The sequence below is a fragment of the Dysgonomonas termitidis genome, from assembly GCF_042654545.1.
Lineage (GTDB): Bacteria > Bacteroidota > Bacteroidia > Bacteroidales > Dysgonomonadaceae > Dysgonomonas > Dysgonomonas termitidis.
On the sequence record NZ_JBHSGN010000117.1, the window covers coordinates 54,685 to 70,615 of the forward strand.

Annotated in this window: 8 protein-coding genes; 3 read left to right on the top strand and 5 right to left on the bottom strand. The window is 40.4% G+C overall.

Features of this window, described 5'->3' with window-relative positions; genetic code table 11:
* The first annotated feature begins 30 nt into the window (after positions 1 to 30).
* From sov to rprY, 3 genes are all read left to right on the top strand, one after another.
* Positions 31 to 7,524 carry a T9SS outer membrane translocon Sov/SprA gene (gene sov, locus ACFO6W_RS19015; protein ID WP_379999344.1) on the top strand — a complete coding sequence of 2,498 codons (7,494 nt, stop codon included), beginning with the start codon at positions 31 to 33 and terminating at the stop codon, positions 7,522 to 7,524.
* Positions 7,525 to 7,682: 158 nt separating this feature from the next.
* Positions 7,683 to 9,263 (top strand): sensor histidine kinase, encoded by a 1,581-nt coding sequence (locus tag ACFO6W_RS19020; protein ID WP_379999346.1) that lies wholly within the window; start codon positions 7,683 to 7,685, stop codon positions 9,261 to 9,263.
* 22 nt (positions 9,264 to 9,285) lie between these two features.
* Complete coding sequence (gene rprY / locus ACFO6W_RS19025) at positions 9,286 to 9,999, top strand: response regulator transcription factor RprY (RefSeq protein WP_379999348.1); 714 nt, start codon at positions 9,286 to 9,288, stop codon at positions 9,997 to 9,999.
* A gap of 50 nt (positions 10,000 to 10,049) precedes the next feature.
* Here rprY and ACFO6W_RS19030 read toward each other — a convergent pair whose 3' ends face one another.
* From ACFO6W_RS19030 to flxY, 5 genes are all read right to left on the bottom strand, one after another.
* Positions 10,050 to 10,952: a DMT family transporter gene (locus ACFO6W_RS19030; protein ID WP_379999351.1), complete on the bottom strand. Its 903-nt coding sequence runs from the start codon at positions 10,950 to 10,952 to the stop codon at positions 10,050 to 10,052.
* Positions 10,953 to 10,954: 2 nt separating this feature from the next.
* The gene (locus ACFO6W_RS19035; RefSeq protein ID WP_379999353.1) at positions 10,955 to 12,328 is read right to left on the bottom strand and encodes an aminopeptidase P family protein; all 1,374 of its coding nucleotides are present in this window, start codon (positions 12,326 to 12,328) and stop codon (positions 10,955 to 10,957) included.
* 932 nt (positions 12,329 to 13,260) lie between these two features.
* Positions 13,261 to 13,791 carry an REP-associated tyrosine transposase gene (locus ACFO6W_RS19040; protein ID WP_379999355.1) on the bottom strand — a complete coding sequence of 177 codons (531 nt, stop codon included), beginning with the start codon at positions 13,789 to 13,791 and terminating at the stop codon, positions 13,261 to 13,263.
* A 190-nt stretch (positions 13,792 to 13,981) separates the two neighbouring features.
* Positions 13,982 to 14,566, bottom strand: coding sequence for a hypothetical protein (locus ACFO6W_RS19045; RefSeq protein ID WP_379999357.1), 585 nt, complete (start codon positions 14,564 to 14,566; stop codon positions 13,982 to 13,984).
* Between the two features lie 65 nt (positions 14,567 to 14,631).
* Positions 14,632 to 15,930, bottom strand: a complete 1,299-nt coding sequence (gene flxY / locus ACFO6W_RS19050; RefSeq protein ID WP_379999359.1) for a flexirubin biosynthesis putative acyl-CoA ligase FlxY — start codon at positions 15,928 to 15,930, stop codon at positions 14,632 to 14,634.
* Position 15,931: the final 1 nt, after the last annotated feature.

Genomic DNA, 15,931 nt, shown 5'->3' on the forward strand with positions numbered 1-15,931 from the left:
TACCTTATTATCGGTTATTTATTTTTAGAGTTGAAAAAATATATCAAATATTCATATGTAGTTACGCTCCTCATAAGTTCTGTAAGTTTGTTTTCCGGTATTACCGGTAAGACCGTATCCTTTTTTGCCTATGCGGATGAATTGCAATCGCAGGATACAGTACCCCGTTATCCTGTCAAGAAAATCCAGATAACTACATATGACGATTTGAAAGATAATCCGCCGGCCGATCTGAAAACTCCGTCTAATATTGAGACTTCGGTAGAATATGATCCCAATACAAAGCTATACATCTTTCGTACAAAAGTAGGAGAACAGGAGATCTCAACACCTTTTTCACTTACTCCTAAAGAATACATGGACTATACGCTGAAACGCTCTATGTCCAGTTATTTTAAGGGAAAGAATGCAGAGACCTACAACAATAAGGATGAAAAAGATGAATTTTCATTGAAGGATATAAAACTGGATATCGGTCCCGCCGAGAAGCTCTTTGGCCCTGGAGGAGTAAAGGTTAGGACACAAGGATATGTAGAGGCCACAATGGGAGTCAAGCATACAGGCACAGACAATCCGACCTTATCGGAACGCAACAGAAGTAAAACAGCTTTTGAGTTTAATGAGGATATACAGATGAACGTAACAGCATCTGTAGGCGATAAGATCAATTTCGATATGAATTATGACACAAAGGCATTATTCGATTTTGATTCTAAAAAACTAAAATTGGCATATGAGGGAAAGGAAGATGAGATAATAAAACGTATCGAAGCCGGAAACGTAAGCATGGCAACCACCAACTCCCTCATTAACGGAGGAACATCTCTTTTCGGTATCAATACAGAACTCCAGTTTGGTAAATTACGTATTAATACGGTAGTATCGCAACAAGAGTCGGAATCTCAGACTACGAGTTCGAAAGGTGGTATCCAAACCAATGAGTACGAATTCAAAGCCGATCAATATGATGCCAACAGGCATTTCTTCATATCCAACTATTTTAGGGACAACTATGATAAGGCTATGTCTAAACTGCCTTTTATTCAGTCGCCTGTCAATATTACAAATATTGAAGTATGGGTGACGAACAAGAGGGGGGATTATACGCAATCCCGTAATATAGTAGCGTTTGCCGATATCGGTGAACATACAAAAATCAAGAATGGTAAATGGTCTGCCGCCGTAGGTAAGCCGGACAATCCAGATAATGATGCAAATAATCTGTATGCTACCATTAAATCGGAAAAATCCGGAGCCAGAGATATATCCCAGATTACGGGACTTTTTAGCGGATATATAGAAAGCGGCCTCGATTATGAAAAAATAGAGAGCGCCCGGTTGCTGACCCAGGCTGAATATACTTTTAATCCTCAATTGGGTTACATATCGCTGACTTCGGCCCTGCAAGCCGATGAAGTGCTTGCTGTAGCTTATACATACAGAGCCAACGGCAAAGATTACAAGGTGGGTGAACTGGCTACTGATATTGTGGATAAATATGATTCCGGCAATCCAAAATCCGGAGCTTTGTTTATAAAGCTGATAAAGCCGGTTTCTCTTTCTCCTCGCTCCTACACCTGGGATATGATGATGAAGAACGTATATAAGGTAAGTGATAATGCTGTCCAACAAGACCATTTCAGGCTGAATATATCTTATCAGTCAGACACTATTGGTACGTATATAAATTACATTCCGGAAGGTAATATCAAGAATGAACTGCTGTTGAGAGTAATGAATCTAGACAGGCTCGATTCCCGCAACAATGAAGTAACGAGTAAAGAAGGCACTAAAGGTGACGGTATCTTCGATTTTGTGGAAGGATATACCGTTAAGTCGCAGAACGGACGTGTTTTCTTTCCTGTGGTCGAACCTTTTGGCTCTCATTTGAGGCAGATGATAGGAAATAATGCCATTGCGGATAAATATGTTTATCAGGAGTTATACGATTCCACGTTGACTGTTGCCCAGCAGATCGCAGAGAAGAATAAATTTAAAATATCAGGATCATACCGCGGGTCGGGTTCCAGTAATGCAGAGATAGACCTTAACGCCACCAATATACCTCAGGGTTCCGTGAAATTAACCGCTGCAGGAGCTACCTTGGTCGAAGGTGTAGACTATATAGTCGATTATATCGCGGGAAGGGTTACTATTATCAATCAGAATTTGCTGGATTCCAATACACCGATACAAGTTTCTTCCGAGGGGAGAACTTTTAATATGCAACGAAAAACTTTGCTGGGACTTAATCTGAGTTACGATATCTCAAAAAATTTCAATATTGGTGGTACTATTATGCACTACTATGAGAAGCCTCTGACGATGAAAACACAGATTGGAGACGAGTCTGTGAAAAATACTTTGTGGGGGCTGAACACATCCTACAAAACAGAATCGATGTGGCTGACAAATCTTGTAGATAAGTTGCCATTTGTAGAAGCGACCCAGCCATCGCAGATATCGTTCAATGCCGAGTTTGCCCAGATGATACCCGGACATTATCAGAGCAAAGAAGCGGGAGGATATTCTTATCTGGATGATTTCGAATCATCACAATCTAGAATAGATATAAAAAACCCTTATGCGTGGACTTTAGCATCGACTCCTTTGGGCGCTAAGGGTAAGGATAATAATATTCTATTTGATGAAGCAAGATTAAGTGACAGTATCAGGTATGGAATGAACAGAGCCATGCTCTCGTGGTTTATGATAGACAATCTTTTTACCCGGAAAGGTTCGTCTCTGACACCTAATCATATAAAAAATGACCAGGAACAATTATCCAATCATTTCGTACGGGAGATCAATATGTATGAGATTTATCCCCAAAAGGATATTCCGTCTAATGAAGCTGCTACTATTCCGGCCCTGAATTTGTCTTTTTACCCCAATGAGAGAGGCCCTTATAACCTCGACGCAACCAATATAGATTCGGATGGGAAGCTTGGGGATCCGGAAACCCGTTGGGGAGGGATTACCCGCCGGATGGATGTTCGCGATTTTGAAGCGTCAAATGTGGAATATATCGAATTCTGGCTGATGGACCCATTTGTCTATGACAGAACGGTTAAAGGGGGAGAATTATATATAAATCTGGGGGAAATATCGGAAGACGTACTCAAAGACGGTAAAAAATTCTTTGAAAACGGGCTTCCTGTCAATGATGATCCCGAAGCTACAGAAACTACCGTATGGGGTAAAGTGCCCAAACGCCAGTCGACTGTCTATGCTTTTGACGATAATGCCGGAAGCGATGCCCGCAGAAAGCAGGATGTGGGACTGAATGGGTTGAGCACAGAAGAAGAACGTACATTTGGTACATATAGTAGATATTTGCAGGATTATGACGCCAAACTATCGGCGGCGGCAAGAGAAAAATTAAACGCTGATCCATTTTCACCACTGAACGACCCTGCCGGGGATACTTACCATTTCTACCGTGGGACAGATTATGACCGCGATGAGGTAAGTATCCTCGACCGTTATAAATATTATAATAACACCGAAGGAAACTCCCCTGATACCAGGCAGACATCAGAGAGTTATTCTACCGCAGCCCGGCCTGTCCCCGATGTAGAGGATATAGATCAGGATAATACGTTGAATGAGACAGAAGCCTATTTCCAGTACAGGATAGAGCTTGACCCGAAAAAAATGAATGTCGGCGAGAATTATATAGCTGACAGCCGTAAAATGACAGTGCCGCTTCGTAATGGAACAAATGGGGAAATAACATGGTACCAGTTTAAAGTACCGGTACGTCAGGGTGAAAAAATCGGGAATATTTCGGACTTTAAGAGCATCCGCTTTATGCGTATGTTCCTGACCGGTTTCGATCAGGCAACATTCCTGCGATTCGGTACATTGCAATTAGTCCGTGGCGACTGGCGTACATACGAACAAACACTAAATAAAAATAATGAGCCGTCAGGGAATGGGACTCTTGATGTTGCAACAGTAAATATAGAAGAAAATTCGGACCGTAAACCTGTAAATTACGTACTTCCTCCGGGACTTAGCCGCGTCACCGATCCCGATCAGGCACAGATGACAAAGGAGAATGAGCAATCCTTGTCTATGCGGATACACGACCTGAGTGCAGGGGACGCGCGGGCGATTTATAAAAATACATATTATGATCTCAGGCGGTATAAACGCCTGCAAATGTTCACCCATGCCGAAGAACTTATCGACGGGGAGAAATTGGTAAGAGGCGACCTCACTGTATTTATCCGCCTGGGTTCCGATTATAAGAATAACTACTATGAGTACGAGATACCTTTAGTAATAACTCCCGAAGGCTCAACCGACAGGAATGTGGTATGGCCTAACGAGAATATGTTCGATTTTCCGTTAGAATTGTTGAAAGATGTAAAATTGCACCGTAACAGGGAAAAACGAAAAGCGGGTTCTGCCGTTTCATACACGACACTCTACTACGAGTATGACCCTGATAAACAAAACAACAGGGTAAGTGTGATCGGTAATCCTTCATTGTCCGAAATTAATGTGATAATGGTTGGGGTAAGAAATAACAGTACGGTGATCAAGTCGGGAGAAGTATGGATAAACGAACTTCGCCTAACCGATTTTGACGAAGAAGGCGGATGGGCAGCACAGGGAAATCTGAATGTGGCGCTATCCGACCTGGGTACGATCAATGTCTCGGGCCGGAAGGAAACAGTAGGATTCGGAGCTTTGGACCAAAAGCTGATGGAGAGACGTTCCGATGATTACCATACATATAGTATTGCTGCCAATATAGAATTGGGTAAATTCTTCCCGGAAAAAGCTAAAGTAAGCCTGCCTTTATATTATTCATATTCGAATCAGACGACTACCCCTAAATATGATCCGTTCGATCAGGACGTTACATTAAAGGAAGCTTTGAGCATAGTGGAAACCAAGGCTGAAAAAGATTCAATAAGGAGTCTGGCTGAGGAAAAAACTACTACGAAGAGTATTAGTGTGAATAATGTTAAAGTAAATATTCAGAGCAAGACCCCGATGCCATACGACCCGGCAAACTTTAGTTTCGGCTATTCATATAGCCAGAGTGAGACGAAGAATCCAACCACGGTGTACGATGTGAGTAAAAATTACAGAGCCACATTCAACTACTCATACAGCCCGATGGTAAAGACCTGGGAACCATTCAAAAATGCCAAGAGTAAGTCAGGGGCTGCGAAATTTGCCCGGTCTTTAGGCTTTAATTATTTGCCGTCCAATATTGCCTTCAATTCAAATATCGTACGGTATTATACCGAAACTGCGTTACGCGATATAGAAAGTTACAGGCTGGGAGGAGGTACCGCGAGCCAGTTTTTATCATGGAGCCAGTCATTCTTATGGGACAGGGACTTTAATATCGATTGGGACTTTACCCGTAACCTGAAGTTTTCTTTTCAGTCGGGAACCAGGGCAGAAATAGAAGAACCGTATCTGCAGGTGAATAAAAAACTGAACAGGGACCACTATGATACGTGGAAAGATGCGGTTATGCGTAGTCTGAGAAGCCTTGGAGATCCGCTTTCGTACCGGCAAGCAGTAAAAATTACATACCAGCTTCCTTTCAAGAATATTCCGGCGATGGATTGGGTTACGTCTAATGCCGGCTACACAAGCGGTTATCAGTGGGATCGCGGAGCTAATATCGATAGTGTGGAAATTGGCAATACCATAAGCAATACAATGACGCTGGAACTGACAAACCGGTTTAATATGACTTCGTTATATAATAAGTCATCATTCTTGAAGAGAGTAAACGACCGTTTCGATGCAAAGAGAAGGTCGCAGTCACCCGGCCAGCGTGAGCGCGAAAAACGGGAACCTGAAAAGCGCAGGTTTACTCAAGATGTAATATTGCACAGAGATACCACAACTACAGTAACACATGGCCTCGAGACTAAGAATATACAGGTGACAGCGAGAAAAGACGGAAAGGCATATACTGTCAAATTTAAAAAAGTAGATGATAATACAATCTTAATTAATAATAAAGACTCGGCCAATATCCGGTTAAGCATTGAAGGCAGGTATCGGGAGACCGGAACATCGAAGGTATTACAGGATATAATTGAATACTCGGCTCGTGGACTAATGTCGTTGCGTACGGTAGGTTTTAATTATTCAAGGCATAACGAAACGTATATTTCAGGTTTCAAACCGGGTATAGGCGACGCGTTTGGTCAGAAAGGTTCCGATTATGGAATGGTTCCGGGGCTTGGCTTTGCTTTCGGACTGGAGGGCGGTGATGATTTTATACAAAGGTCGATAGAAAGGGACTGGCTGGTAGGGAATACCCTGAATGTGTCGCCGTCGGTTTTTAATACTGCTGAAACATTCGAATTCAGAGCACAGATAGAACCGTTCAAAGACTTTAAGATAGAACTGAATGCCAAACATGAGGATAATAAGCGGACAGAAGTTCAATATACTGTTTTAGAAGATAATACACCGAATACAATGAGGACATTCGGCGGCAATTTCTCTATGACCACCGTGGCCTTGTCTTCAGCCCTTAAAAGCAGTAACGCTAAAAACGGTTATTATTCGGCTGCCTTCGAGAAATTCCTTGAAAACAGGTATCATATAAAAGACAGATTAGAAGCTAAATATAGAAATACATCTTATCCTGCGGGAGGTTTTATCAGCGATAATACTCCAGGCCTTATAAATAAGCCATATTCGGCTGCTAATGGGGAAGTTGATGTCAATTCCGCCGATGTGCTTATTCCTGCATTTATATCTGCTTATACGGGGCGTAGCGCGGATAATATAGCGCTTACAGCATTTCCGTCTTTGTTATCCATATTACCCAACTGGACAGTGGCATATGACGGGCTGACCAGTATCCCACTTATAAAAGAGAAATTTAAGAATTTACGGCTGAGTCATGCTTATACCTGTTACTATCAGGTGAGTAATTATAATTCTTTCTCAAATTGGGTACAGGCAGACGACGAACTAGGATATATACGTGATATACTCAGCGGGAATCCGGTACCATCTTCACCATACAATATATCATCGGTCGGCATATCCGAAGTGTTTAATCCTCTGTTCGGAGTTGAAGGTACATTGAATAATAATATGACAATAAATACACGTTATAATAATGCACGTACTTTAACCTTAAATATGTCATCTTATCAGATTATAGAGTCATTGCAGAAAGAATTTATAGTTGGGTTCGGATATCGTATCAACGAATTTAACCGCCTGATAGGACTGAGCCAGAAATCAACAGGGCAGTTCAACAACGATTTGAATATAAAAGCAGACTTGTCACATAAAACAGTCGAAGCATTACTTCGCAAGATACAGGAGAATTTTACGCAGGCAACAAGTGGCACGACTATTGTAACATTAAAAATATCGGCGGATTATGCAATGAGCAGGTCTTTGACTTTGAGGGCATTCTATGATCGTATTCTGAACAGGCCATTAATTTCATCATCGTCATATCCGACAACAAATAGTAATTTTGGAATAAGTTTAAAATTTATTTTGATACAATAAAAAAAATTTATAAGCTTGCATAGAAAAAATATTTCCTTTATGTTTATTTTTTCAAATGTTAAACAATATCTTTGTCTTAATTGTTAAATAGTAAAACCAAGACGTATAAAATTTATTTAATTAAAGTAAGCAAGTCTTGATAGAATAGAGAGGCTAAAATGAAAAAATCGACAATATGGATACTCGCCGGAATAATGGCATTCGCGTTCTTTGGCCTATTGTATTTGCAAATAACCTACCTTCGGGAATCTATAAGGATAAGGAGTGATCAGTTTAATGAGATCATTAACAGAAGCCTTCTGCAGGTCTCTCGCAGTTTGGAACTCGATCAGACACAAAAGTATCTGAATGAGGCTTTTCTCGAGAATCAGAAAAAACAGGCGGCCGCTTATAACAGATCACTATCCTTGCAGAATCAGGTGCAGGAAGAAACCGTAACGCATCAGCAAAGGGTGAAGATGACAGCTCCCGATATGGAGATAAATATGGAGTTGAATATGTCGACCACTACCCAGGCTCCGAAGAGCCAGATTTTCCAGTCGCCTAGCAAAGGTGGGACGAATGCTATATCGAAAACTATATTCGGTATGCAGGATGAACAAAAAAAGAAATATCTTTACGAGAGCGATATAATGAACGAGGTGCTGAACCGTATCATAAATACGGCAAGTAGCATACCTATAGCCGAACGGGTAAACCTGAAATCGCTAGAAGTTCTTATCAGAAACGAGATAAAAGGGAATGGTATAGAGTTGCCGTTCCAGTACGAAGTGGTGGACAAAAACGACAAGCCAATATATCAGCAGCCGTTTTTTACGATGCAAAACAGGAAGGACTATTATCTCCAATCGTTATTTCCTAACGATCCGCAGGATAAGGTTACATACCTGAAAGTATATTTTCCTGATAAGGATAAATACTTGTTTAGTGAGGTAAAATTTCTATATCCGTCAATTTTGTTTACCTTTATATTATTGGTAACGTTTATCATAATCATTTATATTACATTCCGCCAAAAGCGTTTGTCGGAAATGAAGAGTGATTTTATGAATAATATGACACATGAACTGAAGACACCTGTGTCGACAATATCCTTAGCTGCACAAATGCTGAAAGATGGTTCTATAACAAAGTCACCGGAAGTTTTCAAACATATATCAGGCGTGATAAACGATGAAACCGAACGGCTAAGTTTTCAGGTAGAAAAAGTTTTGCAGATGTCTCTTTTCGAGAAACAAAAGGCAACCCTGAAAATGAAAGAACTGGATGCCAACGATGTGGTTGTAAGTGTAGCTAATACTTTCCAAATAAAAGTCGAAAAATTCGGCGGTAATCTGGATATTGATTTGGAAGCCACAGAATCAGCTATTGAAGCAGATAAAATGCATTTTACCAATGTGTTATTTAACCTATTGGATAACGCGGTGAAGTACAGAAGGGAAGATGTGCCGCTGGAATTGATGATACGTACATGGAATAGCAATAATAAATTGTATATCTCAGTAGAGGATAATGGCATAGGTATAAAGAAAGAATTAGTAAAGAAGATCTTTGAGCGTTTCTATCGCGTATCCACAGGCAATAGGCACGATGTTAAAGGATTCGGCCTGGGACTGGCATATGTGAGGAAAATAGTTGAAGACCACAAAGGAACAATAAAAGCAGAGAGTGATTTAGGAAAGGGCACCAAGTTTATTATTTGCCTGCCTGTGATGAAGAATAATGAGCAACTCAAATAAATTGTATGTAAATAAGTAAGTTATGGAAGAAAAATTGAAATTATTTTTATGTGAAGATGATGAGAATCTTGGTATGCTGCTAAGAGAGTATCTTCAGGCAAAAGGTTACGACACTGACCTTTACATTGACGGAGAAGTTGGATACAAAGGGTTTGTAAAAGAAAAATACGACCTGTGTATCCTGGATGTGATGATGCCTAAGAAAGACGGTATCACTCTGGTAAAAGAAATCAGAGCAATCAACACGGAAATCCCTATTATATTCTTGACCGCTAAGAATATGAAGGATGATATCCTTGAAGGCTTTAAGGCCGGAGCTGACGACTATATTACAAAACCGTTCAGCATGGAAGAACTTGTTCTTCGTATCGAGGCTATTTTCCGTCGTGTAAAAGGAAAGAGAAGTAAAGAACAACAGGTTTACCAATTCGGTAATATGAACTTTGATACTCAAAAGCAAATTCTGACTATCAATGGTGAAAGTACCAAACTAACAACTAAAGAAGCAGAACTATTGGCTCTGTTATGTGCTCATGCTAACGACATATTGGAAAGAAATCATGCCCTGAAACAAATCTGGGTTGATGACAACTATTTCAATGCCCGTAGTATGGACGTATATATCACAAAGTTGCGTAAACTGTTAAAACCGGACCCAAGTATTGAGATCATCAATATCCACGGTAAAGGTTATAAACTGATTGCCCCTGTGAACGAGGAAGAAGGAACTGAATAATATCAGTCCGAATATAGAGTAAAAAGCCGGTTGATACCGGCTTTTTTTATTTAGTCAATAGCCTTTTTTCGTAAATACTTTGTCAGATATTCATTGAATATGATACCAAATACGATCAGGAATAATCCCACATATGTAGTCACGTATATTTGCTCCCCTAATATCAGATGAATCAGGAAAAGGGAAATAAACGGCGATAAATAGCACATCTGATTCACCAAAGCCGGATTATTGGTTTTCCTGATAGCCAGCCCGAAAAAGATGAACGGTATCCCCATCTCAAAAGCGCCTACATAGATACTGGATAATATTCCGGGCACAGAATTCAGACTGACTCCTATAAACAAAGCTCCTATCAGTAAGTATAATGAGCCAAACAGGAAACTGAGGAATAATGCGACTATCCCATCCACTTTTTTATTCTGATTATTTACTATCCAATATGTTGCCCACAAAAATGCACTTAGGAAAGCGAGTAGTAATCCTGTAATAGGTAAACTCTGTCCGCTTATACTTCCCGAACCTAACGATATAAGGGCAACTCCTCCGAGAGACAGCGCCATGCCGGCATATTTTGTCTTGGGTATTGGCTGGCGGGCAATTATTGCCAGCAGGACCAGCAATACAATCGGCCATGAATAGTTTATCGGTTGTGCTATTTGCGCAGGCAATAAAGCATACGATTTGAAAAGGACCAGATAATAAGTTACCGGATTGAGTAAGCCGACCAGTGAAAACCATCCCCACTGCCTTGCGGGAAGAGTTTGCAGGTCTGACCATTTTTTCAGTATAGTCATGGCTATGCTGAATATAAGTAGCGCGGTAAAACTGGCAACCAAAAGCATTTCGAAATGAGAGAAATACTTCAATGCCGTTTTAAACATCGTGGCTACTGTAGACCAGCTTAATACGGCAATGCCGCCATAAATAAGCGCTTTATTACTATCCTGCATCGTTATCTTAAAGCTTCTACTTCTTCGGTAGTCAATGGTATCTTTTTGCCTAACCTGCGGGAACCTGTTTCTGTAATGAGGAAATCTTCTTCGTTACGCAATCCGCCAAAGTCCCTGTATGCATCCAGCTTGTCGTAATTGATGAATTCTTCGAATTTCTTTTCACCTTTCCATAAGTCTATCAGTTCGGGTATAAAGTAGACGCCCGGCTCGATAGTGAGTACAAAACCCGCTTCCAGTTTCCGTCCCAACCGTAACGATTTCCGTCCGAACTGCGTACTTTTGGGCTCTCCGTTGTAACCTACCCAAACTTCACCCAGATTTTCCATATCATGTACATCCAGTCCCATCATATGTCCCAGTCCACACTGGAAAAACATCGCATGAGCGCCGGCCTGTACAGCTTCGTCCATATCACCTTTCATCAGGCCCAGCGATTTCATCCCTTCGCAAATGACCTTTGCCGAAAGTTCATACACTTCCCTGAACGGGATGCCCGGCCGTAATGCTTCTACCGATGCAATATGTGAAGCTACCTGAATATCATATACGTCTTTCTGGCGGGACGAGAATTTCTTTCCGGCAGGTATGGTAGACGACATATCGCCTGCATAACCCATTTCGGTTTCCGCACCGGCGTCGATGAGGAACATATCGCCTTCTTTTACTGTGTTTCCGTGATAGTGATTGTGCAATGTTTGTCCGTTTACTGTGGCGATAGTAGGGAAGGAGAGCCTTCCTCCGGCTGCATAGGCTACTTCTTCCAGTGCTGCCATCACCTCATATTCTTTCATTCCTACACGGACTTTCTTTATCGCGGTAATGTGCATATCGGCTGTAATATCACAGGCCTTTTCTATTTCAGCGATTTCTTCTTCCGATTTATAGATACGTTGATTTACCACACCCTGAATAAATGGGAGGGAGGCCTCTTGTTGTGCAGGTTTAAGACCAGTCCAGTCCATTAGCCTGAGTGTATGTTCCGCCCTGTAAGTTGGCAGGTAATGTACTTTCTGTCCTTTAGTTGCCGCTTTTGACAGATAACTGCCTAATGACGGATACGGTTGAATATTTGCTACTCCGATTCTTTCACTTTTTTCCTTCAATGTAGGCTGTGTCCCCATCCATACTATTTGGTCGATAGTAAGTTCGTCTCCGAATATGATCTCCTTATCTTCGTCTATATTGATAACGGCTGCTAGTCCGGCATATGGAAGCCCGAAGAAATAAAGAAATGTGGAATCCTGACGGAAAGGGTAGGTATTGTCTTCATAATTCATTCCGGATTCGTCGTTTCCGAGGAATAGGAGAATGCCCGAACCTATTGTTTTTTTCAATTGGTTGCGGCGGCGGATGTAAGTTTCTTTTGAAAACATAATATTATTATTTTATATTGATTAGCAATTTATAATTTTCTCACCGTATTTTACAGGGTGTGAGTTAATAAAAAGTTGACAAACTTTACATATTTTACACTTTTTCTTTATTGTCACTATTTCCTTCTATTAGCCGATAGCTTTTAGCCTTTAGCAATGCGGGCCGATAAAAATTTTTAGCTCGTTGCTGCTTGCAGGGAGAAGTAACACAAATTCTTTACTTAAAACTTATAACTTGTTAAAATCTGACAAACTTTACACTTTTTTCATATTTTTTATTCTTATGTACTTAGGGGATAAATTTTTCTTTACCACAAGTGTACAAAAATTTACAGAAGGACACTATATAAAAACTTGACAAACTTGACACATTTTGCACTATTTTTATTCCTTTATTTTTTATCCTCTGATAAACCAGGATACTAAAAACTTATACATTAAAGTCGTCAATACTTTTTATTTTAGTATTATTTTGTCATTGGCTCCGCTTCGCTCTGCCGAACGTTGTTTCTGAGGTACGAAGAATCTCGTTTCAGGGGATGTTTGCCTTGTCTCGCTTCAACGATTTTGACTCCGTCGATTTTCAATTCAATTCACTACCGTTCAACATGACAAAGAGAATAAAAACAGATAAAAAGAAACTTTTATTGAAAAGTCTGGACGGCTTCATTTAAAAGTATCAAAGGACTATCAATTATCAGCTAAATATATAGATAAAGTTTTCAAATACCGATCAGCATAATACATGGAATTTATATTTTCTTCTCTTGGTTCGGCATAGGCTCTGCCTACGTCGTGGTATAACTAAAGTTCCTACTTTTGATGTTCTCGTACATGCCGGTTCCAGCAATGATTATATATTTATCTATACTGTGAAACAAAGTTTTACCCCGCTCGCGCGGACTTCCAGTCCGTGTGTTGCGAAGCAAAACTTATTCAATAATAATTACATTTAACAAACCTTTCTCTCCCGAATAATCAACAGCGCTGCTATATACATAATCTTCTGCCCGAAAAACCAAGCCTTCTTCAACCGGATTATTATGCAAATAGTCCAACTTTTGATTAATAACCTCATTACTCCATAGTTCTATCGGATGGTTTTCTGTTGCCCAAAAACAATTACCTTCTACATCCCTAAATTTTTCCAATAACCACTCTTTGCGACTTTCTTGAGGATTATTACTGATTGCTTTTAATATTTCTCTGGATGTAAAGCCTTTAAAATCCCTCAATATATTTTGTAGCAAACACCCTTCCTCTGTTCTAACAATCAGATGAACATGATTGGTCATTATACACCATGCAAACAGTTCTAAGCCCTTATGGTTTTGGCAAAAATTCAAACTGTCAACCAATATATCTTTATATTCATTACGGGTAAAAACATCAACCCAATCTTTAACAGCAAAGCTGATAAAGTAAAGCCCATCCGGATTATGAAATTTATATCTTCTACTCATAATAGTTACAATCTATTTTTGCTGCGCAACACACGGACGAGACGTCCGCGCGAGCAGGCAGAGCCTATGCCAAACGATTATTCTATAAACGACTTAAATCTTTCAGGACTATTGCCTGAAAGATTTAAATCGTTATTAATTAGGTTGTTATTTAAATAAACAAAAAGGCTCTGGTGCGAATACAGTATTCTTATTTCAATGCAGATTCGCTGAATTTCAGAACTTCACGTACCGAGTGCGCCCAGAAATTGCGAAGACCAAATCCCTGTGCCTTACCATCAGCTTTCCAGCTATCGATAATATTGCGGGTTTTTATATCAAAAAACACGACATCGAAGTATCCTCTGTTCTTTGCCTTGCTTAATCTTTCGGCTATGATGATTACTCCGGTACCATCAGTCTCTTTTATCGAAAGGGATTTTACAATGTCCTTTATTGTATTGTCCTCCAGTTGATATGCAGCATCTGTAGTAAGAATATCATCGGCTTTAAGGTCTGATATACGTGTTTTAACAACATCAACATAAACACCCAGAACCCTTTTCTTCAAATACTTAGCAATGTCATATTTTTTTGCTTCTGTAATGAATAGATTGTTTATATCCTGAAAAGCATATTTGAAATGTTCACCGGATTCTTTTGCACCATATACTTTCGCATGAGAAAAGTCAACCCCGTAAAAATTGATGGCTTGAATGTCTTTTAAAAGCTCTTTCTTCTGAGAAAAACCGCATACACTTACCAGTAGCGCAATAACTAAAACTAATTTTTTCATATAAATAAGATTTTATTAGTGATTTTATACCAAATGTAAGAAAAAGCCTCTTCTTATCAAAGGAATTACCGTAAATCTATAAATTTAACAGCTTTCCGGCTCATAGGCGGAGTCTGAATCTGCGCTATATATTCAGGGGATTCGAAAGTTATGTTTGGTGCAACTCTAACCTTCGATCTGAACAGGTCCTTGATTTCTTTTATAAAAGCTTCGCTCCTGCTTTCATCACAGCCTACCCGCACTAATATTTCATCTGTTCCCAGATCGTTGGTAAATACTTCAACTACATAATTCTTGATATGCGGTATATTGTCCAGTATATCGAATAAGGCAGGCGGATAAAGCGTAGTACCCTTATATTTTATCATCTGTCCCCTGCGTCCCAATACGCTGCTCAGGCGTATGGTATTCCTGCCGCAGCTGCAAGGTTCGGTATAGTGATAGCATACATCTCCTGTCTTGAAACGCAGGAGGGGCATACCTTCCACTCCCAGAGTAGTAATCGTGACTTCTCCGGACTCGCCTTCTCCGACAGGATTGTCGTTATCGTCCAGAAATTCCACTATAATCAGTTCCGGCTGTAAGTGACCGCCGCAAAAGCCGTCGCATTCTGTGAAAGATGCCTGCATTTCGGTAGAGGCATATGTGGAATATAATTGCAGGGAATTCCATTTTTCCCGGATGCGTCTGCCCAAGGTATTTAGTTCGAAGCTTTCTTTGCGTAAAGATTCTCCTATACAAAGGCATTTTTTGATGGAACTGTTGTTGTAATCGATTTTATTTTTTTCGGCAAAATCTATCAGTTTTATGAGGAATGAGGGTACTGCTATTCCGCATGTGGGCTGTATCCGTTCTATCGTGTCCCATTGGAGTTCAGGTATTCCGTTTCCCACACGGGCTACACCCATACCTAGTTCGCGCGCTCCGAGGAAATAAGCCAGCCCGGCCATGAAACGGCGGTCTATGGTTGTCATCAATTGCATGATGTCATTTTTGGTAAATCCTGCGGTGGTAAAAGACAGGTATTCGTTATAGGCGAGGCGGTCGAGGTCTTTGCCGGTGAGGGCAAATGTGATGGGATCGCCCAGAGTCCCCGATGTAGTTACATAATCAATGATCCGGGATTTCTCTACACAAATAAAATCTTCACTGTATTTTTGCAGGTCATTCTTCGTGGTGACAGGTAATTGCCGTAGATCTTCGATTGTCTCGATTCCCTTTATATCGATATTCTGTTCTTTGAACATCCTTTGATAAAAAGCGGAGTGTTCCTTTAGGTATTGCAGAGCAGCCTGTAGTTTCGTTTCCTGATATTCTTTGATCTTGATGGCAGGCTGAAATTGTATGTCGGGGTGTTTTTCCATT